At 68.8% G+C, this 20247-nt stretch carries 14 protein-coding genes; 8 read left to right on the top strand and 6 right to left on the bottom strand.

The features are described 5' to 3' along the window. Positions 1–172: 172 nt before the first annotated feature. Both G4D85_RS22080 and G4D85_RS22075 read right to left on the bottom strand, forming a co-directional pair. The gene (locus G4D85_RS22080) at positions 173–1450 is read right to left on the bottom strand and encodes a PQQ-dependent sugar dehydrogenase (RefSeq protein WP_164015052.1); all 1278 of its coding nucleotides are present in this window, start codon (positions 1448–1450) and stop codon (positions 173–175) included. A gap of 287 nt (positions 1451–1737) precedes the next feature. Beyond that, a complete protein-coding gene (locus tag G4D85_RS22075; protein WP_164015050.1) occupies positions 1738–6141 on the bottom strand; it encodes a CARDB domain-containing protein in 4404 nt (1467 codons plus the stop codon). Between the two features lie 291 nt (positions 6142–6432). Between G4D85_RS22075 and G4D85_RS50760 the strand changes: the two genes are divergently transcribed. The 4 genes from G4D85_RS50760 (at position 6433) to G4D85_RS22055 (ending at position 8361) form a co-directional block, all read left to right on the top strand. Then, positions 6433–6672, top strand: a complete 240-nt coding sequence (locus tag G4D85_RS50760) for a lanthionine synthetase LanC family protein (protein ID WP_164015048.1) — start codon at positions 6433–6435, stop codon at positions 6670–6672. A gap of 28 nt (positions 6673–6700) precedes the next feature. Continuing rightward, positions 6701–6895 (top strand): hypothetical protein, encoded by a 195-nt coding sequence (locus G4D85_RS22065; RefSeq protein ID WP_205525648.1) that lies wholly within the window; start codon positions 6701–6703, stop codon positions 6893–6895. 398 nt (positions 6896–7293) lie between these two features. Beyond that, a complete protein-coding gene (locus G4D85_RS22060) occupies positions 7294–7884 on the top strand; it encodes a DUF1801 domain-containing protein (RefSeq protein WP_164015046.1) in 591 nt (196 codons plus the stop codon). Positions 7885–7989: 105 nt separating this feature from the next. Further along, positions 7990–8361 carry a DUF1304 domain-containing protein gene (locus G4D85_RS22055; protein WP_164015044.1) on the top strand — a complete coding sequence of 124 codons (372 nt, stop codon included), beginning with the start codon at positions 7990–7992 and terminating at the stop codon, positions 8359–8361. Positions 8362–8514: 153 nt separating this feature from the next. Here the strand turns inward: G4D85_RS22055 and G4D85_RS22050 are convergent, their stop codons facing one another. The 4 genes from G4D85_RS22050 to G4D85_RS22035 all read right to left on the bottom strand — a co-directional run bounded on the left by G4D85_RS22050 (position 8515) and on the right by G4D85_RS22035 (position 13124). Further along, a complete protein-coding gene (locus tag G4D85_RS22050) occupies positions 8515–8784 on the bottom strand; it encodes a hypothetical protein (protein WP_164015042.1) in 270 nt (89 codons plus the stop codon). Between the two features lie 454 nt (positions 8785–9238). Further along, entirely contained in the window at positions 9239–10630 is a 1392-nt protein-coding gene (locus tag G4D85_RS22045) for a hypothetical protein (protein ID WP_164015040.1), read from the bottom strand. A gap of 130 nt (positions 10631–10760) precedes the next feature. Then, the gene (locus tag G4D85_RS22040) at positions 10761–12221 is read right to left on the bottom strand and encodes a glycosyltransferase (protein ID WP_164015038.1); all 1461 of its coding nucleotides are present in this window, start codon (positions 12219–12221) and stop codon (positions 10761–10763) included. A gap of 246 nt (positions 12222–12467) precedes the next feature. Continuing rightward, positions 12468–13124 (bottom strand): MBL fold metallo-hydrolase, encoded by a 657-nt coding sequence (locus tag G4D85_RS22035; RefSeq protein ID WP_164015036.1) that lies wholly within the window; start codon positions 13122–13124, stop codon positions 12468–12470. A 103-nt stretch (positions 13125–13227) separates the two neighbouring features. Here G4D85_RS22035 and G4D85_RS22030 point away from each other — a divergent pair, with 103 nt between their 5' ends. From G4D85_RS22030 to G4D85_RS22015, 4 genes are all read left to right on the top strand, one after another. Beyond that, entirely contained in the window at positions 13228–13941 is a 714-nt protein-coding gene (locus tag G4D85_RS22030; protein WP_164015218.1) for a hypothetical protein, read from the top strand. A gap of 282 nt (positions 13942–14223) precedes the next feature. Next, the gene (locus tag G4D85_RS22025) at positions 14224–16605 is read left to right on the top strand and encodes a DNA gyrase/topoisomerase IV subunit A (RefSeq protein WP_205525647.1); all 2382 of its coding nucleotides are present in this window, start codon (positions 14224–14226) and stop codon (positions 16603–16605) included. Between the two features lie 12 nt (positions 16606–16617). Further along, positions 16618–18549, top strand: coding sequence for a DNA gyrase/topoisomerase IV subunit B (locus tag G4D85_RS22020; protein ID WP_164015032.1), 1932 nt, complete (start codon positions 16618–16620; stop codon positions 18547–18549). A gap of 125 nt (positions 18550–18674) precedes the next feature. After that, positions 18675–20219 carry a PEGA domain-containing protein gene (locus tag G4D85_RS22015; protein WP_240359430.1) on the top strand — a complete coding sequence of 515 codons (1545 nt, stop codon included), beginning with the start codon at positions 18675–18677 and terminating at the stop codon, positions 20217–20219. Positions 20220–20247: the final 28 nt, after the last annotated feature.

Raw genomic sequence — 20247 nt, 5'->3', positions numbered from 1 at the left:
GGGGCGCCGATTGCGAAGAACCGCGCTGCTGAATGTCCTTCATGTCTCTGTCCTGGGTGACGCGAACTTCAGGGAGAGCAGACGTTACTGCCACGTCTCCCTGGGGCTCGACGCGCTCCCCGAGGGCCGACTCACTCGGGGAGCGCGAATCATGCCTTGGCGGGCGGGAACTTCAGCGCGGTGTGACCTTGAGCAGCTTGCCGTTGGTGGCGTCGGTGAGCAGGTAGAGGGCGCCGTCGGGCCCCTGCACCACCTCGCGGATGCGCTCGTTCCGGTCCTTGAGGAGATGCTCCTCGCCCACGATGCGGTCATTCCGCATCATGAGCCTCAGCAGTGCCTGGCTGGACAGTCCTCCAATGAAGACGTTGTTCCGCCACTCGGGGAACAGGCTCCCCGTGTAGATGGTCATCCCCGAGGGGGAAATCACCGGGTCCCAGTAGTACACGGGCTGCTCCATGCCCAGGCCCTCGGGGCTCTCGTGGATGGGCGCGCCGGAGTACTCCTCGCCATACCCGATGGTGGGCCAGCCGTAGTCCTTGCCCGCCTCGGGCCGGTTGAGTTCGTCACCCCCGCGTGGCCCCATCTCCACCGTCCACAGCCGGTTCTGGCCGTCGAGCGCCGCCGACAGGATGTTGCGGTGGCCCACCGACCAGATTTCCGGCTTCGCTCCCGCGGTGTTCACGAACGGGTTGTCCTGGGGCACGGAGCCGTCGGGATGGATGCGGACCACCTTGCCGAAGTGGCTCGTCACGTCCCGCGCCTGCACCCGGCCTGCGAGGATGGAGCGCTCTCCAAGCGTGACGAACAGCTTGCCGTCAGGGGTGAACACCAGCCGTCCCCCGGAGTGCAGCGTCGACTCGAGCGTGGGCATCATGCGGAAGATGACCTGAACACCCTCCACGCGAGGTTGCGCGCCCTCCACGAGCTTCGCGCGCGCCACCGCCAGCCCGTTGCCGCCCTGTCGTGGCTCGGAATAGGTCCAGTAGATGAGCTGGCTCTGCGCGTAGTCGGGACCGACCTCCACGTCGAGCAGGCCCCCCTGACCACGGCCATCCACGGCGGGCAGCCCCGCGACGGCGGGGGACTTCGCGCCCTGCGGAGTGACGATGTAGAGCGAGCCGGTGGGCTTCTCCGTCACGAGCATGCGCTGGTCGGGCAGGAAGGCGATGGCCCACGGGTTCCTGAAGCCGGAGGCAATCTCAGTGACCTGGATGGCCGTCTGCGATTGGATGGCCGGGACGCGTGTCTGCCCGGGGAAGGCCGGATCGAACTCGGGCACGTTGGGCGGACCCTGCGGGACCGGGGGGCCGGTGGGAAGCGGCTCTTCCTGCGGGACGCCCGCGTCCTGCTGCGAGACGCCCGAGTCTTGGGGCGTTGGCGTGGGGTCCGGGTCCTTGTTACAGCCGGCGAGGAGGGCGGCGACGATGATGGGCATCGAGAGGGTTCGCATACGACTCTCTCTCTCGTACCTCAAGTCGGGTGGGAAGGCTGAGATCTAGCCTGCGGCGGTGCGGTGCCGGGCATCCGACAGTGTAAAGTCATCGTGTTGCGGTCCTCCGGGCTCGTCACGAGGGCGCCGCCTACGCAAGCGCTCCGGGGTGAAGCTCCTGAGCCTCAAGTCCATCAACAACGTCCTGGCCGTGCTGAGCATAGGAAGGACAGGAGCCCTATTGGGTTGAGCCCGGGGGGGATGGCTCCATGAACCCAGGAGCCATCCCCACCCGGTGAGCCCGCCCGCTACGGGTCGACGGTGAAGGGAACGACGACCAGGTTGTTCTCTTCGTTCGTCTCGGGGAGCGAGCCGTTCCTGTCCACCGACAGGATGAGGTTGTAGCCACCGGGCGTCAGAGTCGCCGGCAGCGTGACGGTCCTGGTGAGGGAATAGCTCGCCCCTGGCGCCACCACCGTCGAGCGCGACACGTTCGTGAGCGACGTATCCCCCGTGCAGCAGGTCGCGTCCTTGGAGAGATAGACGTAATCCGCCCAGCTCGGATGCGCATCGACGTCCACCGAGCCATTGCTCACGCTCCAGGTCAGGCTGATGGAGGACCCCGCCCGTGCCGAGGCCGGAGCCGACAGCCCCCCTGGGACGAGGTCCGCGGCGCGGAGGCTGATGGGCAGCGCGGTCCAGGTGTTGTTCGTCTCATTCGGCTCGTGGAGCACACCGTTGCGGTCCACCCGAAGGAGCAGGAAGTAATTCCCGGCGGGAACGTTCGGCAGGGCCACGGACTTCGTGACGGTGTAGCTCTCGCCCGGTGCCAGCGCGCTCGTGCGAACCCCGATCGTCACCGACGTGTCCCCGCTGTCGTATGTCTCGTCCGTGGAGAGGTAGACGTAGTCATACCACTCCGGATGCGCGACCTCCGTGCCCGCGTTGGTGACCGTCCACGTGAAGGACACGGGCTCCCGGGCCTCGGCCGCCGAGGGTCCACTGAACGCGGTGACCGCCAGGTCGGGGTTCGTCACGGTGATGGGCAGCGCGGTCCAGGTGTTGTTCGTCTCGTCCGACTCGTAGAGTTCACCGTGATTGTCGACTCGGAGGAGCAGGAAGTAGTTCCCGGCGGGAACGTTCGGCACGGCCACGGTATTCGTAACGGTATAGCTCGCCCCAGGCGCCAACACGCCCGAGCTCAGCGGGTACGTCACCGGAACGTCTCCCCCACCGAACGTCGCGTCCGTGGAGAGGTAGACGTAGTCTTGCCAGGGGGAGTATGCGCTGGCCGTACCCGCATTGGTGACCGTCCAGCTGATGGGCACCCGCTGCTGGACCGCGGCCACCGACGGCCCACTGAACGAGGTGATGGCCAGGTCGGGGTTCGTCACGGTGATGGGCAGCGCGGTCCACCCGTTGTTCCCATCGTCCTTCTCCACCAGCACGGCAGTGCTGTCGACGCGCAGGAGCAGGAAGTAGTCACCCGCTGGCACGCCCGGCAAGGTCAAAGACTTCGTGACGGTATAGCTGGCACCCGGCGCGAGCAGCGTACTCCGATACTCTTCCAGCATCAGCCTGTCGGTGCTGCTGGGGTACGTGTCACGCGACAGGTAGATGGCGTCGCGCCACGTCGGCATGGCCCCCACCGAGCCCTGATTCGTGACGGTCCAGGATAAGGAGACCGTCTGCCGTGTCGCCGCCGCGGCAGGCCCGATGAAGGCTGTAGGCGTCAGGTCCGCGGCCACAACGGAAACCGGAGTCCGCACACAGACCACTCGCCGATACGCCGTCTTCGCGTCATACCCGAAGCCAGCGCTACCCAAGTGGATGCTCAGACCGGCGATGCCAGCCGTGGTGTCGGTGGACGCGCTCCAGAAGTAGTCGTTCGTGTCGAAGGCGAAGTACTTCACCGCCCAGGCGCTGCCGCTCACGCTCCGGAGCTCTGCCGAGGTGGGCAGGCGCCAGTCGCTGAATCCGCCCTCCACCAGCGAATGGCAGTAGTTCTCCAGCGAAGCATCCGGGATGCCCGGAACGAATCCACCGGTGTAGTCATTCGCGCGTGCTCCATCGTCCACGTCCGGCGACGCGTTGCCCGCCAGCTCGGAGCCCCACACGGCGGCGTGCCACGTCTTCACGGGCACCGAGGCCCGGCTCCACACGAGTCCTGCAGCACGCGTATCCATGCAGCCTCCGCTTCCCGTCACGAAGAGCTGCTCGCCGTCGGCGGGCACCCGACAGGCATGCTCGATGGGTGGAGGCGCGCTCCGCACGCAGACGACACGGTAGGAGCCGGTCGCCTTGCTGGCATAGTTCCTGGCGCCCGACGAGAGCGAGAGCAGCACGGCGGTCGCAGTGTCCCAGCTCCATGTGGTCCAGGCGTATTCCGAGACGGCGTGAGGGAAGTAGGCCCCGGCCCTGGAGGCGCTCGTCACCCTGGCCAGTTCCGCCTCGGAGGGCAATCGCCAGTCGTTGAAACCACCCTGGCTCAGCTCATGACAATAGGCCGCGGCAGAGGTATCCGGCCCCTGCAAGACGGGGTATCCGCCCGGGTATTCATTGAGTCGGCCGTAGTCATGTGCATCCGGGGGGGCGCTGCCTGGAACGGACGAGTCCCAGATGGCGTCGTGCCAGTTGCTGTAGGCCGGGAGGACGGCGAAGACCAGCCCGCTGGCGATGTCTTCGCAGCCACCATTGGCCGTCCGCATCAGCGGAGTGTCCGTGCCATACACCGGCCGGCAGCCATGGCTCGCCTCGGGGTCCGGCTCCGTGCTGGCCGGCAGGTCGATGACGATCTCCGCGTTCATCAGCGGCAACTCCAACCTGCCCGTCCCTCGCTCCACCAGCGGCGCGGTGGGGACCGAGACCCCGGACGCATAGACCTTCACGTCCCGGTTCGTCAGCACGTACGTGCGCGACTGCGGCGACATGCCCGGCGAAGCGTGCAGGTTCAGGGTCACGCCTGACAGCCGCAGCACGCGCAGCGAGACAGAGTTACCATCGTAGTGGCTCGGCTTCAGTCGGAACGACTGGAGGTCCGTGAGGCCGTCATGGTTCAACACCGTGGTGATGGGAACGGTGACATTCGTCCAGCCCGCACCGGTCAGCGGCACCCAGTGATAGCCCAGCTTGTGGACCTTGCCCTCCGCGTCAATGCCCTCCACGTCCACGCGGATGCGCCCGTGGATGTACGCGGTCACGGAGGCCTCCAGTGCGAACTGGACGCTCTCCACCGAGCGCCGCACAGGCTGGCCGGAGCCCTCGGTCACTGTCACCTGGGCGGTGGTCTCTCCCACCAGTCCGGACGCGTTGATGATGCGCGCCGTCACCGTGTAGGTGCCGGCCGCCTCGAACGTGTGCGTCCACGCGTGGGTGGACGGCTCGGACACGCCATAGGCGCGGCCCTCCACGAAGCCATCGCCCCAGTCGAGCTGCACGGCGTAGGTTCCATCGACGTTGCCGCTTGGGTTCGGGTCCTGCACCGTGGGCACCAGCGTCACCGTGGCCTCCGAGGTACTCGCTGTCATGCTGAGCGACGCTGCGGCGCAGATGGCGGCCCCACCTACCCAACCGTCGGGACAGTCGGGCTCGGTCTCCCCCTGGAGGGGCGCCGCGAGCAGCAGATACTCCCCCGGATAGGCTTTGCGGAGCATGTCCACGCCGAACTCGCCCACACAGCCCTTCAGCACGGATTCCGGGTCCGGGATGTTGGCGAGGTACGCCGCCTTCTCCGGCTCCGTCCAGTAGCGCGAGGAGATGGCGTTCCATCGGGCCTGGAGGTTCGGGATGCCCGCGAACACGCGTTGGATGGCGAGCGTGGTGAGCCCGCGCAGGTAGCGGGCCTCCGGGACGTTGTCACTCTCGTGGTAGGCGGGGCTCAGCGGGTAGCCCGGCGGGAACTCATCTGGCTTCGAGAAGGGGGCTCCCGTGAGGATGACCTCCCGGTGCGGACAGGTGCCGACGAAGCTGACATAGTCCACGAAGTTCCCCGGCTGCCGCCGGATGAGCGCGTCCGGGCCTGCCGCGATGGCATTGGCGAGCCCCACACCAAGCTGATTGAAGCGCCATGCGCCCGCGTCTGGCCGCTCGACCACTGGGCCGGAGCTGACGCACGCAGGGATGTAGTCGCAATAGCAGCCCGGGTCTCCCTCGTAGCGGTTGGCAGCGAGGCACTCGCCGTAGGACTGCGCGAAGGGGCGGGTATCATTGCCCTCGCAGTTGATAGGCGCTCTCGTGTTGAAGGCGGTGTGACAGCTCGTCTCCGTGGCTGGCTCGTACTTGCAGCACTTGAGCGTCGGTTCGCCCAGGCACAATTTGTCGACGGGAATACCGATGCCCAAATCGATGATGTCGCCGATGTCGCCTACCTGCCAGGACAGCAGCAGGCAGATGCCCTTCCAGGTCATGTCCTTCGCGGTGCAGCCAGGCTTGTTGAAGCCCTCTCCCGCGCACCGGTTGTAGTCTTTGACGTAGTCCCTCAGGTCCTGCACCTTGTCTATCCAGCTGAGAATGTCCGACGGCCCTGGCGTTCCACTCCGCTCCGCGCGCACATGGGTGTACGTGAGCCGCGAACTGGGGGTGTTACGTGCGCGCAAGGCGGACTCAGGGGCGTCGGGAGCGGGGGCGTCCGTCGTCGGCAGACAACCGGACGCGAAGAGGAGGAACGCGAGGAGGAAGCTCGTCCGGCGGAGCCGTTGTCTGGGAATGGCCATGGTTGTCCTTGAGTCCTTACTTCGCGGCTCCTGTCAGACACAAGGCAGGGGGCGCGGAATGCACCTCGGGCCCCACCGGATGGCAACTGCCACCCAGATGAGGTCCGAGGTCGACCTCCCGTCAACGGATCAGGGCCCCGCTACGGGTCGACGGTGAAGGGAACGACGACCTGGTTGTTCTCCTCATTCGTCTCGGCGAGCACGGAGGTAAGCCCCAGGAAAACCGGGCCCGGCCGCCGTGCCTCGCTGGCTACGTGGAGCTGAACGGCGCCTGCTGGGTCCTCGCCGCCAATGCTCCACCTTGTTGGCGTGTGCCCAAAGGAGGCTGCACTGGAAGGAGCTATCTCTGCCCTGGCCTATGAACGTACCTTGTTCTCCACGGAGCACCACAACTGGCTGGATATGCGTGGACACCGGCCTGAGCAACGACAGGAGCAAGCCCCGCCTGCCAACTCCCCCGCCGCCTGGTGCAATGGCACTCCAGACATCGGAATGTCACGGTTTCGGATGCCCTCGGACTTCCGACGGTGAGCTGCTCCGAGAAGCGCTTCGTGCTCGCATGCAGTCGCACCGGAAGTTCAGCGACGTCTACACCGGCGAGGCCGTTTACAACCTGGGTGTGCCGCGCGCGCAGCGCAACGCGGTGGGAACGTCCACGCACCGTTACCAGCTGACCGAGAACGGGGCCTGCTACGGCCGTCGTATCTCCTCGAAGAACGGGTTCGTCACGGAGGACGCTCAGGGCTGCGACTGAGGGAGTGCTCTTCCACTGCTGTCGCCCGTATGAGACCTGCGGCAAAGCTTCCGGCGTCTTGAGGTCTGTTCTCGACGGGTACCCGTTTGGTACCGGGTTCGCCCATCCTGACGCGCTGTCCTGGTCGCGCCTCGAACCACCCGAGCAGCCAGGGGCTCCACGGAAGCCCGTGGGAGCCCCTCCGTAGCGTGAGCCCTGGCGAGGTGTGGCCGGGAAGGAGCGCGGGTGGGAGTACCGGCGGAGGCAGCCGGAGGGGACGGTGCTGTACGAGGCGGTGAGGGCAATCCAGGGCTCGGTGGGTCTCCCTCCACCTCCGTGGCTGGCCGGGCCGCTTCATCTCTTCTATGCGCTTGGTTACCGTGCTGTGCCCACGTTCCTCGTCCGCTAGGCTCGCCGTCATGCAGAGCAAAGCCACCACCGTTGACCAGTACCTCGCCTCGCTTCCGGAGGACCGCCGTGCGGCGCTCTCCGCCGTGCGCAAGGTCATCCTCGACAACCTCGATAAGAGCTACGAGGAGGGCATGCAGTACGGGATGATTGGTTACTACGTCCCGCACAAGGTGTTCCCTGCGGGCTACCACTGCGATCCGAAGCAGCCGCTGCCGTTCGCATCGCTGGCCTCGCAGAAGAGCCACATGGCCGTCTACCTGATGTGCAACTACGGCCAGCCTGAGCAGGAGAAGTGGTTCCGCGAGGCGTGGGCGAAGACGGGCAAGAAGCTCGACATGGGCAAGTCGTGCGTGCGCTTCAAGAAGCTCGAGGACGTCGCGCTCGACGTGATTGGCGAGGCCATCCGCCGTTCGCCCGCGAAGGCGTACATCCAGCACTACGAGTCCGTCATCCGGCCGCCGGAGAAGAAGAAGGCGCCGGGCGCCGAGAAGAGCAAGCCGGCGGCGAAGAAGAAGCCGGCGGCGAAGAAGAAGCCGGCGGCGAAGAAGAAGCCGGCGGCGAAGAAGCGCGCGGCGTCTTCCGGCGCTGGACGGGGATGACCCCGGCGGCCTTCCGGCGTGGGGCGTGACCGCTGGCCTGAGCGGCCAAGGGTCTGGCCACAGTGGTCATTGCCACGAAGGGGGACTCAGGGGCACATTGCCTGCATGAAACTGCTTGCCAACATCATGGTGGGCTTCGTAGCCCTCTTGCACGTCGGGTTCATGGTCCTGGAGATGTTCTTCTGGGACCACGCCGTGGGCGAAAAGGTGTTCAAGCTGCCGCGCGAGGTGCTGCATTCCTCGGCGGTGCTGGCCGCCAACCAGGGCCTCTACAACGGCTTCCTGGCCGCGGGTCTGGGCTGGGCGCTGGCCACGGGCAGACGCGATGTGAAGCTGTTCTTCCTGGGCTGCGTGCTGGTCGCGGGCGTCTTCGGCGGCTTTACCTCCAAGGTCTCCATCCTGTTCGTACAGGCGATGCCGGCGTTGCTGGCACTGGTACTGGTGCTGCTGTCGTCACCGAAGGCGCAGTCCCACTGAGATGCTCTCCGGGCACTACCGAGCCGCCTTCATCGGGCCTCCATCCCGGAGGCGGTGAGCTCCGCTGGAGCGCGTCGAGGGGCTCGTCGATTGGATGGAGGAGAACCTGGGCCGCATCCTCGCCGCGCGTGCTCGATGCAACGGGTCAGCGACTCAGGGCAGCAGCGCGCGAAGCCCCTCACGTAGCGCGGCGCCCCGCTCCTCCGCGGGGAGCGCGCGGTCTTCCTCATAGATCTCCGCGAGCGGCACGCTCAACCACCCGACCGGCTGCTCCACGCTGAGAGCGAAGCGCGCCTCGTCTGCCATGATGACGAGACCGGGCCGCTCCGCAGCGGCGACGGCGCACGCCTTCGCGAGGAAGGCGCGGCGCGCGGCCGCGGCCCCACCTCCGCCCAGGACGCGCTGGCAGCTGGAGTCGCTCATGTCTTCAGCATGAGATGCGGGACAGGAGCGTGCAAGTGGTTGGGTGGGCTGCCCGGGCAGCCGTGTCCCTCCCGGGTAGCTCCAGGCCCCGCTGCGCTCGGGCGAGCTCACGCCGGAGCAGGCCATCCAGCAGATGCAGGAGCTATGCGCTGGGCTTGCCCACGGCATGTGCGAGGTTGGCCCCGGCACGAGGGCCACCCCAGGCCGTGGGGTGTTGAGGCTCAAGACAGCCAACAGGCCCAGACTCCTGCCACGCACCTGATGGGAGCGCGGCCTGGGCAGGCGTGTGCCCCAAGGGGGCTCAAGCGGCCTGTCCACCGGCCGGGAGCATCGCTCGGGCGGCCCCGTCAGCGGCCCTCCTCGGCCCCTCTGCACCCTCCCTCCCCCTCAACAGGGCCCCCATCCCTCATATGCGCGGCTTTGCCCATGAATGATGGCCACGCAGGACTCCAGCCTACGCGTGGCCGAAGAAGTAGAAATAGCCCGTGCAGACGGCGAAGAAGCCGCCGAAGACCAGGACGAGCCGCAGCGCGACGCCGAAGAAGATTCGCGCCGTGCTCTCGCCGGACTGAGGCACCGGCGGCTCGGGCGGTGCGGCCCGTGCTTCCTCCGCCAGCTCGCGCTCCAGGGCCACCTGCTCCGCCGACGCGCCGCCGTGTTGACGCCAGTAGTCCGCTTCCGCATCCCAGCGCTCTCGCGCCGTCTGCAACGTCGCAACCAGCAGCTGGCCACACCCCGGGCAGCGTGAGTCGGTGAGCCGGACCAGGCTGTTGCACTCGCTGTCCGAGCAATAGAAGTCGGGATAGCGCGCGCCCCACCACCAGCCCACGACGGGCAGCAGCAGCAGCCAGGAGGACTGGTAGACGATGGCGATGAGGAGCATCGCAATCAGCCCGAGCACGCCAAAGAGCATCGCGCGCGATTCGGGCACCCGGAACGCGATGGCCCCTCGGCGGCCCTCCCCTGCTTCAGGCTCCGCGGCCGTGGTCCTGGCGCTCCCCTCCTCGCGGGTCACCCCGTCCGGAAGAGACATGGGCGGAGGAAGCGCCTCCCACTGAAGCGGCGGAGGCACTCCGAGCCTGCCACGCAGCGCCTCCCGCTCGGGTTCGAGGAGCTTCAAGGCGGCACCAAAGGCCTCGGCCTGCGTGGGCCGCAGTGCCCGCTTGAGCATCCGGACCTCCTCGCGCTCGCTGCCGCGCGCCACCACCTGCGCGGCCAGCAGGAAGCTCATGACTTGAGGAGAGAGGTAGCCCAGGCCCCCCACACTCCAGCTGTGCACCGTCGAGCTCCCCATCAGCGCCCCGCTGGCGCGAGAGCGGAACGTGTTGTTCGTGGTGAGCAGGCCGAACCCCAGGAAGATGGTGGTGAGGTCCGTCAGCTGTTCCTCGTGCTGGCGGTCCTCCACCTCGAGCCCATTCACGTGGCGATACGCGTGGGCCACCTCGTGCGCGAGGCCCCCGGCGAGCTGCTCGACATCTTCCAGCTCTTCCTGGTCCACGCCGAAGAGACACGTGGCCCCGTCGAAGCCCGCGAACCAGGCCGCCGCCCCCTCCTTGTGCCGCGAGTAGCCCACTCCGCCCACGGACGCCGTGTGCTGAAGCTGGACCTCGTTCTCGTAGAGCGTGATGTGGACGTCGAAGGCCCCCAGCCCGGCATGGGTCATCAGCCTGCGCGCCATGGCCCGCACGCCGTTGGCGTCCGGCGACCAGGCATCGGGAAAGTGCGACGGGTGGGGACGGAGGATGGGGGCGCGGACCAGCGTGGCATGCCCGCGATGGGCGACCAGCTCGGCGAGCGCCTCCAGCAACTTCGTGCGCTCGCCCTCGACGGGAAGCAGATGAGACATGCGGCCCCACTCTACCCACAACCCGGGGGCGAGCATGGCCGGAACCCGGGCTCCGCTGACGCCCGGGTGGGGCACGAGCCTGGAGTTCATGGACCTCCCGGCAAACCGAGAGGACCTGCGCGCAGCGGGCTCAGTGCCTGGAGGCGACGGCCCCCTCGGCGCGCGCGTCCAGTTGTTCGAGCAGCCGCCCCATGTCCGTGAGGTGACGGGCGCCGGTGAAGTGGGCGAGCACGTGCTGGTGGGCCTGCACTCCCATGCGGTCGGCGAGCTCGCTGTCAGACAGCAGCGTGCGCACCGCGGCGGCGAACTCCGTCAGGTCGGCCGGGTCATGCACCAGCAGCCCGCTCACCCCGTGGACCACCTGGTCCTGGATGCCGCCCACCGCGCTGGCCACCACGGGGCGGGACTTCCACATGGCCTCGGTGACGGTGAGCCCGAAGCCCTCCTGCAGGCTCTTCTGCACCACCACCGCCGCGTGGCGCTGGAGTGCATTGACGATGGCGGCGTTCTCCTCCAGGTCCGCCATGGGCAGACACGCCAGGTGGACGCGCTGGCGCAGGGCATGGGGCAGCTGAAACCACCGGGCGATGACGTCGTTGAGCGTGCTCGCCGCCTCGGGGTCGTCCGCGACGGACGTCACCGCGGGGCCCGCGAGGACCAGCTCCGCGCGCAGCCCCGGGTTGGCGTGGACCAACTGGGCGAAGCCGCTCAGCACCCCCGCGGGGTCCTTCAGCGGATCCCACCGCGACACCTGCACCACCAGCGGAGTGTCCCGCGCGGGCGCGCAGCCCAGCCGAACGATGTCGGCCCCACGTGACACGCGGGCGGGGACGCCGTCGTTCCGGGTGAAGAGGGGTTCGGGCGCACCGGAGTCCTCACGCAGCAGTCCCGTGTGGGCGAGGATGGCGCACGCGACGTCCGGCGCCATCGGCTGGTTCTTCACCGCGAAGATGTCGATGGAGGGGCGGATGATGATGGCGCGGTCCGCGCACTGTGGCGGCACGTAGGCGGCGCGGGAGAAGACGGTGAGCTGGGCGGCGGCGAGTCCCGGGGCAAGGAAGGCCCACGCGCGCTCCACCTCGGCGTTGGGGGTGTCCCGCCCCACGTGACAGCGCCACACGACGCGGGCTCCCACCTCGACGAGCCCCGGCGCGAGGCCGGCGGTCTGCGGGTCATGCAGCACCACCACGTCGCCCGGCCTCACCAGGGCGAGCAGCTCCTCCGCGTTGTCGCGCAGCACCTCGTCGTAGAGCGCGCGCTCGGCGACGCCCAGCGGCGAGCCGTCTCCGGGTGAGCCGTGCAGCGCGTGGTGCAGCCGCTTCGTCACCCGGAAGAACTCGGGCGTCCCCTCCAGCACCATCCACCGCGCGTCCACGCCGGCTCCGCGCGCATAGGCGAGCAGCCGGGGGAGCATCTCCGCCACACCCCCGCCCCGGGCGGTGGAGTTCACGTTCCAGAAGGTGCGCCCCGTCAGGTGGGCACGGGCTTGCGCCACGCGCTCCTGGAGGGCATGCCAGCCCGCCTCGCCGAGCACCGGCTCGAAGCGCGCGAGGGGCTCGGCGGTGATGTGCACCTCGGAGGGCTTCAGCATGCCGGCCCCCGCTCCGGGGATGCTCAGGGGGCGTCCGGGTGCCTGCCCGCCGAGAAAAGCCCGGCCCTTCGCTGACGCTGGTGTCGTCCCGTGCACCGGTGGCCTCCCTTCAGCATCCGGCGGGGCCAAGGGTCCCCGCGAGAGGAAGGTGGGCTCGCGTCGCGAGGGGCGGCACTGCGCCGGCGGGCAGGCGGCGCGGGGCTCGCGGAGTCGCCTCCGGGCCTCCAGCGTCGCCCCGCCGCGCGCCTACTTCCTCGGCCGCATCCGGAACGCCACGAACGAGGCCACGTCGTTGAAGGCGAAGTACGGGTTCTTGTGCCGCACGTCGCCCATGGACGTCACCGGCACGTCCGCGTAGTCGTGCCCCGGCCACAGCTTCGCGGTGTCCGGCACCTTCAGCAGCACCTGGGACAGCGAGCGGTACATCTCCTCCGGGTTGCCGCCATTCATGTCGCACCGGCCGCAGCCGTTGATGAACACCGTGTCCCCGGACACCAGCGCGTCCCCGGCCAGCAGGCAGTGCGAGCCCGGCGTGTGCCCCGGCGTGTGCAGCGCCCGGAAGTCCTCCTGCCCCACCTTCACCACGTCCCCGGGCCCGAGCGGACGCAGCGCGTCACCCAGCTCGCGCAGCTCCGCGGAGAACTGGACCTCCTCGCGCTGGGCGTACACCGGCACGTCGTGCCGCGTCAGCAAATCCGGCAGCCCGTTGATGTGGTCGAAGTGGCAGTGCGACACGAAGGCGCCCACCAGCCGCTTTCCCTCCTCCTTCACCACCCGCTCAATCGCCTCCACGTCCCACGCGGGGTCCACCACCAGCACCTCATCCGAGGTCGCCGGCCCCACCAGGTAGACGAAGTTGTCCATGGGGCCGAGCTTGAGCTGCCGAACGTATGGCTTGCGCATTCCGCGTCCTCCTCCGCGTCCACTCTAACGTCGGGACTTGAAGCCGCGGGCCGCTTCCCACTTGAATACGACCCCTTCGCCCCCCGAGGAGGTCCACCCCGTGATGCGCCCGCTGCCGCTGCTGGTCTGCACCCTGCTCGCCGCCGGCACCAGCCTCGCCGCGAAGGAGAAGCCGACCTTCCGCTACACCGCCCCCCCCGACGGAGAGCGGCCCGTCATCGTCGATGCCACCATCGGCCCCCAGGGCAGCGACTTCGCCATGCGCCTGCGCTTCGACCGGGCCCCCTGGGGCGACGCCTGCAAGAGCCGCTGCGCCAACGCCACCCTCCTGCTCGACACCGACTCCAGCAAGCAGACCGGCATGCGCCTGACGGGCGACGCCCCGGGCAATGGCGCCGACCTGGCCATCGTCATCCAGGGCGTCCGCGAGGCCGCCAAGGAGAACGGCGGCCCCCCGGAGACCTGGCTGCGCGTGAAGGTGCGCCTGCTCGCGGACAACGCCCGCTCCGCCGATGACGGCGAGCTGCTCGCCGAGCTCAACCACCGCCAGGACACCGAGCGGCTCCACTCGGACGAGGACACCGTCTACCTGCTCGTGGACGCCACCAGCCCCGCGATTCCGTCCGCCCGCAAGGTCCGCGTCGTCTACCAGCCCCCGGGCGGCAAGCCCCTCCAGGCCACGATTCCGGGGATGATCGGCGGCGGCGCCTCCGGCCGGGGCGTCCGCATCTTCAAGGACGGCAACTGGGGTCGCACCCCCAACGTGGCCCCCAAGAAGTCCCGCCCGCCCGCCTCCCCTTCCGGCGACAACGGGTAGTCCGGTACCCCCCACACCCACCGTCCCGTCCCCACGGCAACCAGTCAGGCCCACAACCCCGGAATTTCGCGGGGTTGCAGGCGGGTTCTACTGGAGCGCAGGACTGCACGGCCGTATAGGTGGGAGTGGCTGGAGAGTGCGCAACCCCCCGAATTCGTTCCCAATGTCAGGGGGCCATGGTAGTCCCGCCGCCCTGTTACATACCTCCGGACTCGAAAGTGAGGAGTGCGCGGACCGCGCGCCGCGTTCGGGTACGAGGCGTTCTCACCTGGATTGATGACCATGCTCGCAGAAGCCGAAACGAAGACGCGAAAGAAGCAGGGGGCCGGGGGTGGTGGCGGTGGCGGCGGCGCGGCGGGGGCCGGTGGTGGTGGTGGGGAGAATTCCGTTCCGGCCTCGCTGGCCGACGAAGCGCGTCGCCGGTACATCAACTACGCCCTGTCCGTCATCACCTCGCGCGCCCTGCCCGACGTGCGCGACGGCCTCAAGCCGGTGCAGCGCCGCATCCTCTTCGGCATGTACCACGACCACCGGCTGACGCATGAGGCCAAGTACCAGAAGTCCGCCAAGGTGGTCGGCAGCGTCATGGGCCAGTACCACCCCCACGGCGACGCCTCCATCTACGAGGCCCTGGTGCGCATGGCGCAGGACTTCTCCCTGCGCTACCCGCTGGTGGACGGCCACGGCAACTTCGGCTCCATGGACGGCGATGGCGCCGCGGCCATGCGCTACACCGAGTGCCGCCTGGCGGCCCTGGCCAGCGAGCTGCTGACCGAGCTGGGCAAGAAGACGGTCCCCTTCCGGGCCACCTATGACGGCTCGCTCCAGGAGCCCGTCGTCATCCCCGCCCGCGTGCCGCAGCTGTTGATGAACGGCACCACCGGCATCGCCGTGGGCATGGCCACCAACATCCCGCCCCACCACCTGGGCGAGCTGGTGGACGCGCTGGTGGCCCTCATCGAGAACCCGAACCTCGTCACCAAGGACCTGCTCAAGTGGGTCAAGGGGCCGGACTTCCCCACCGGCGCGCAGGTGCTCAACAGCAAGCCCGAGCTGCGCGAAATCTACGAGACGGGCCAGGGCAGCATCCGCATCCGCGGGGAGTACAAGCTGGAGGAGCTGAAGCGCGGCGGCCAGCTCATCATCATCACCTCCATCCCCTACACGGTGAACAAGTCCACCCTGGTGGCCAAGATTGGCGACCTGGTGCGCGAGCGGAAGATGCCGCTCATCACCGACGTGCGCGACGAGTCCACCAAGGAGGTGCGAATCGTCCTGGAGCTGAAGAAGGACGCCAACCCCGAGCTGGTGATGGCGTACCTCTACAAGCAGACGCCGCTCCAGACGAACTTCGGCGTCAACCTCACCTGCCTCGTCCCCAACGAGGACAACCCCGAGGTCTGCACCCCGCAGCGGTTGGACCTCAAGGCCATCCTCTGGCACTTCCTGGTCTTCCGGAACGAGGTCGTCCGCAAGCGCTTCGAGCACGAGCTGGGCGAGCTGCTGCGGCGCGTCCACATCCTCGAGGGCTTCGAGAAGGTCTACGACGCGCTCGACGAGATGATCAAGATCATCCGCGCGTCCGAGGGCAAGCAGGACGCGGCGAAGAAGCTCATCGCCCGCTTCAAGCTGGATGAGGTCCAGGTGGACGCCATCCTGGAGATGAAGCTCTACAAGCTGGCCCGACTCGAAATCCTCGTCGTCCAGGAAGAGCTCAAGGAGAAGCGCGCGGCCATCAAGCGCATCCAGGGCATCCTCAAGAGCAAGGAGAAGGTCTGGAGCGTCGTCCGGGACGAGCTGCTCGAGCTGAAGACGCAGTACGGCGACAAGCGCCGCACCCGCATCGGCGGCGCGGGCTCCGAGGAGCTGGAGTTCAACGAGGAGTCCTTCATCGCCGACGAGGACGCCCACGTCGTCCTCACCCGTGACGGGTGGCTCAAGCGCGTGCGCGAGGTGAAGGACCCCGCCTCCACCCGCCTGCGCGAGGGCGACGCCGTCATGGCGGTGCTGGCCGGCAGCCTCAAGGCCAACCTGGTGCTGTTCAGCAACTTCGGCACCGCGTACGTCACCCGCTTCAACGACGTGCCCGCCTCCACGGGCTACGGCGAGCCGGTGCAGAAGTTCTTCAAGTTCGACGACGGCGAGCGGGTGGTGTCCGCCCTGTCGCTGGACGCGCGCCTGCCCCGCCACGAGAAGCTCCTGGGCGTGACGAAGCACGGCCTGGGCATGCGCTTCCTGCTGGAGCCGCACCTGGAGGCCTCCACCCGCGCCGGCCGCCGCTACGCGAAGACGGGCGAGGGCGACGAAATCATCGGCGTGCAGCCGGTGGGCGAGAAGGACCTGGTCGCCGTGCTCACCCGCAAGACGAGCGCCCTGGTGTGCAAGGTGGCGGAGGTGAATGAGCTGGCGGGGCCCGGCAAGGGCGTCACCGTCATCAAGGTGGACGAGGGCGACGCGGTGGTGGACTTCCTCGCCGTCAAGCCGAACGAGAAGGACGCGAAGCTGGAGTTCGAGACGCAGAAGGGCCGCCAGCTGCACCTGTCCCCGGCGAAGTACGAGGTGACGGGCCGCGGCGGCAAGGGCCACGAGATGTCGAAGCGCGACGCGGTGGAGAAGGTGGCCCGGCCCATCGCCTTCATCCAGTTGCCTGAGAAGAAGGAGTAGTCAGAGGACGCCATGGCGACGAAGAAGGAAAGCTACACAGGCGCGGACATCCAGGTCCTCGAGGGCCTGGAGCCGGTGCGCAAGCGCCCCGCGATGTACATCGGCGGCACCGACAGCACGGGCTATCACCACCTGCTGTGGGAAATCCTCGACAACTCGGTGGACGAGGTCATCAACGGCTTCGCGACCACCGTCGAGGTGACGCTCCACAAGGACGGCCGCAGCATCACCGTGGTGGACAACGGGCGCGGCATCCCCGTGGACATCATGCCCAAGCACAAGAAGCCGGCCGTGGAGGTCATCCTCACGACGCTGCACGCGGGCGGCAAGTTCGAGCAGGGCAACTACATCCACTCGGGCGGTCTGCACGGCGTGGGCAGCTCGGTGGTCAACGCCCTGGCGCGCAAGCTGGTGGTGGAGATCAAGCGCGACGGCAAGCGGCACTTGCAGAACTACTCGCGCGGCCGGGCCACCACCCCGCTGAAGGTGGAGGGCCCCTGCCGCGGCACGGGCACGTCCGTCACCTTCGAGCCGGACCCCGAAATCTTCGGCGAGAAGCTGAAGTTCGACGCGGAGCTGGTGCGCGAGCGGCTGGAGGCCAAGAGCTACCTGCACAAGGGCATGACGGTCATCTGGAAGGATGACACGGCCCACCCGCACACGCACGTGACGTACAAGCACGACGGCGGCATCGCCGAGTACCTCACCAAGGTGGTGGCCGAGCGGCAGAAGCCGATGGTGCCGCCGGGCAGCGTCACCTTCTACCACTCGCGTGACAACGGGGTGCGGCTGGAGGCCTCGCTGGCGTGGACGGAGGCCACGGACGAGCACATCCGCTCGTACGTCAACGGCATCCCCACCAACCTGGGCGGCACCCACGAGGCGGGCCTGCGCGGCGCCGTGGTGAAGGCGGTGCGCAACTACATTGAAACGCACAACCTGACGCCCAAGGGCGTGACGCTCACCGCGGAGGACATCCGCGAGGGCATGGTCGCCATCCTCTCCACCTACGTGGTGGAGCCGCAGTTCCAGGGCCAGACGAAGGGGCGCCTCAACAACCCCGAGGTGGCGGCCCAGGTGGACGGCGTGCTCCGGCCGGCGCTGGAGAAGTGGCTCAACGACAACAAGTCCATCGCCGAGGCGGTGGTGGCCCGCATCATCCTCGCCGCCCGCGCGCGCGAGGCCAGCCGGGCCGCGTCCCAGGCCATCAGCCGGAAGACGGCCGTCAGCCACCGGCTCAACCTGCCGGGCAAGCTGGCGGACTGCTCCTCGACCGACCCGGGACAGAGCGAGCTGTTCATCGTCGAGGGCGACTCGGCAGGTGGCTCGGCGAAGCAGGGCCGGGACAGGCGCACCCAGGCCATCCTCCCGCTGCGCGGCAAGGTGCTCAACGCGGAGCAGGCGTCCACCGACAAGGTGACGACGAACAAGGAGCTGCAGGACATCGTCTCCGCGCTGGGCTGCGGCATCGGCACGGACTTCGACATCACCAAGCTCCGCTACGGGCGCGTCTTCCTGCTGATGGACGCGGACAGCGACGGCCACCACATCGCCACGCTGCTGCTCACCTTCTTCTACCGGCACCTGCGCCCGCTCATCGAGAGCGGCGCCATCCACATCGCCCAGCCGCCCCTGTACCGGGTGGACCTCGGCAAGGAGACGTACTGGGCGCTGGACGAGGAGCACCGGGACCGCATCATCCGGGAGAAGACCAAGGGCAACGCGAAGCCGAACATCATGCGCTTCAAGGGCCTGGGTGAGATGACGCCGGACGAGCTGAAGGAGACGACGCTGGACCCGAAGCAGCGGATGAGCCTGCGCGTCACCATCGACAACCCGCTGGAGACGGACCGGCTCATCAACGACCTGATGGGTAAGGACGTGAGCGCCCGCTTCAAGTTCATCATGGAGCGGGCGGCCGAGGTCCAGGACCTGGACGTCTAGCCCCCCCACTTCCGCCGGGAACGGACCTGCCCCCTCCCGGTGCGGGTCCTTCCCCACCCCGGCGGGGCCTTCCGGACGGGGCGGGACTTGTGAGGGAGCCCCCCTGCTCGGCTAGGCTCCGCGCCGTGAACACGTTCCGCCGACTCGCCCTGCTGCTCGCGCTGCTCCTGGCCGTCCTCCCCGCGCACGCCCAGACCACCCGGAAGAAGTCGTCCAAGAAGAAGGCGACCGTCACCAAGGTGGTGAAGAAGAAGAAGGCACCGTCGAAGAAGAAGAAGGTGCCGACCGAGGAGGAGCCGGAGACGGCGACGACGGACGTGGCGTCTCCGGAGCCCATGGTCTTCGGGGACCCCGACGAGAAGCCCGCCACCCCGGGGGAGAGCGCGACGCCGGTGACGCCGCTGGAGAAGCCGGCGAAGCCCGCGGTGGCCACCCCGGTGGCGCCGAAGCCTCCCGCCTCCACGCCCGTCAGGGACACGCCGGTGAAGGACGTGCCGTCGCTCGCGATGACGGCGTCCGGCCCGGTGGCGCTGTTCGCCGTGGCGCGCACGCCCGCGGCGGCGGACGCGGCGGTGAAGCTGGAGGGCGAGCTGCTGCGCAACCTGCGCATGGGCGGCGGCGTGGAATTGGTGGACCTGGGGGCGGCCTTCCCGCCGCCCGCGCCCCTCTCGCTGACGAAGGCGGACACCCTCTTCGAGGAGGGCCGCACCGCCTACGACAACCTGGACCCCGAGGCCGCGGAGCTGAAGTTCCAGGCGGCGGCGGAGGCCTACACCCAGTCCCCGGCGGAGCTGAGCACGGAGCGGCTGGCGCAGACGTACATCTTCCTGGGCGCCTCGCGGCTGCTCAACGGCAACACGGCCGGCGCGTCGCAGGCCTTCACCAGCGCCGTGGTGGCCGAGCCCACCGCGCGCCCCGACAGCGCCCTGTTCAGCCAGGAGGTGCAGTCGGCCTACGTGGAGGCGATGACGGCGGTGAAGGGGCGGCCCGCGGGCACGCTGGTGGTGGACTCGCAGCCGACCGGCGCCCGCGTGCTGGTGCGCGGCCAGGAGGTGGGCGTCACCCCGCTGCGCGGCGTGGAGGTGCCCGCCGGCCTGCACCCGGTGGTGGTGTCGCTGCCCGGCTACGTGCCCTCCGCCTACTACACGGAGGTGAAGTCCTCCGCGTCCGCCGAGGTGAAGGCGAAGCTGGAGCCCTCGCCGGGCCTGTCCGCCATGCGCGACGCCGCCGCCGCGGCCGCCACGGAGAAGGCCTTCGACCAGGACGCGGTCCCCGCCGAGGCGCGGGCCGTGGGCGAGCGGCTGAGCGCGCGCTACGTGGTGCTGGCCGCGGTGTCCCGGGACAAGAAGGGCCGCGCCGAGGCGGAGCTCCAGGCGTGGGATTTGCGCTCCAAGGCGCGGCTGCGCGGCGTGGAAATCGAGCTGACGCCGCGTGACGCCCAGCAGAACACGGCCGCCGCCGCGGAGCAGGTGCGCGGCTTCGTCAATGGAGCCATGGCGCCCCGCGTCGCGGAGAGTGGCCCCTCGCGCGCGCCCCAGTTCCTGAAGAAGCCCTGGTTCTGGGCGGTGGTGGGCGGGGCGGCGGCGGTGACGGCCGGCGCCGTCTACGTGGCCAACCAGGACAGGGGCGGAAACGGCTGGAATCCCGTGTCCGGCGGCGTCGGGTTCTGAGACGCAGGGTTTGAATGTCCGGCGGGCG

The organism is Pyxidicoccus trucidator (genome assembly GCF_010894435.1).
In the GTDB taxonomy this organism is placed as follows: domain Bacteria; phylum Myxococcota; class Myxococcia; order Myxococcales; family Myxococcaceae; genus Myxococcus; species Myxococcus trucidator.
Note: the sequence above shows the minus strand (reverse complement) of the source record. Positions and strands in the feature narration are given on the sequence as shown.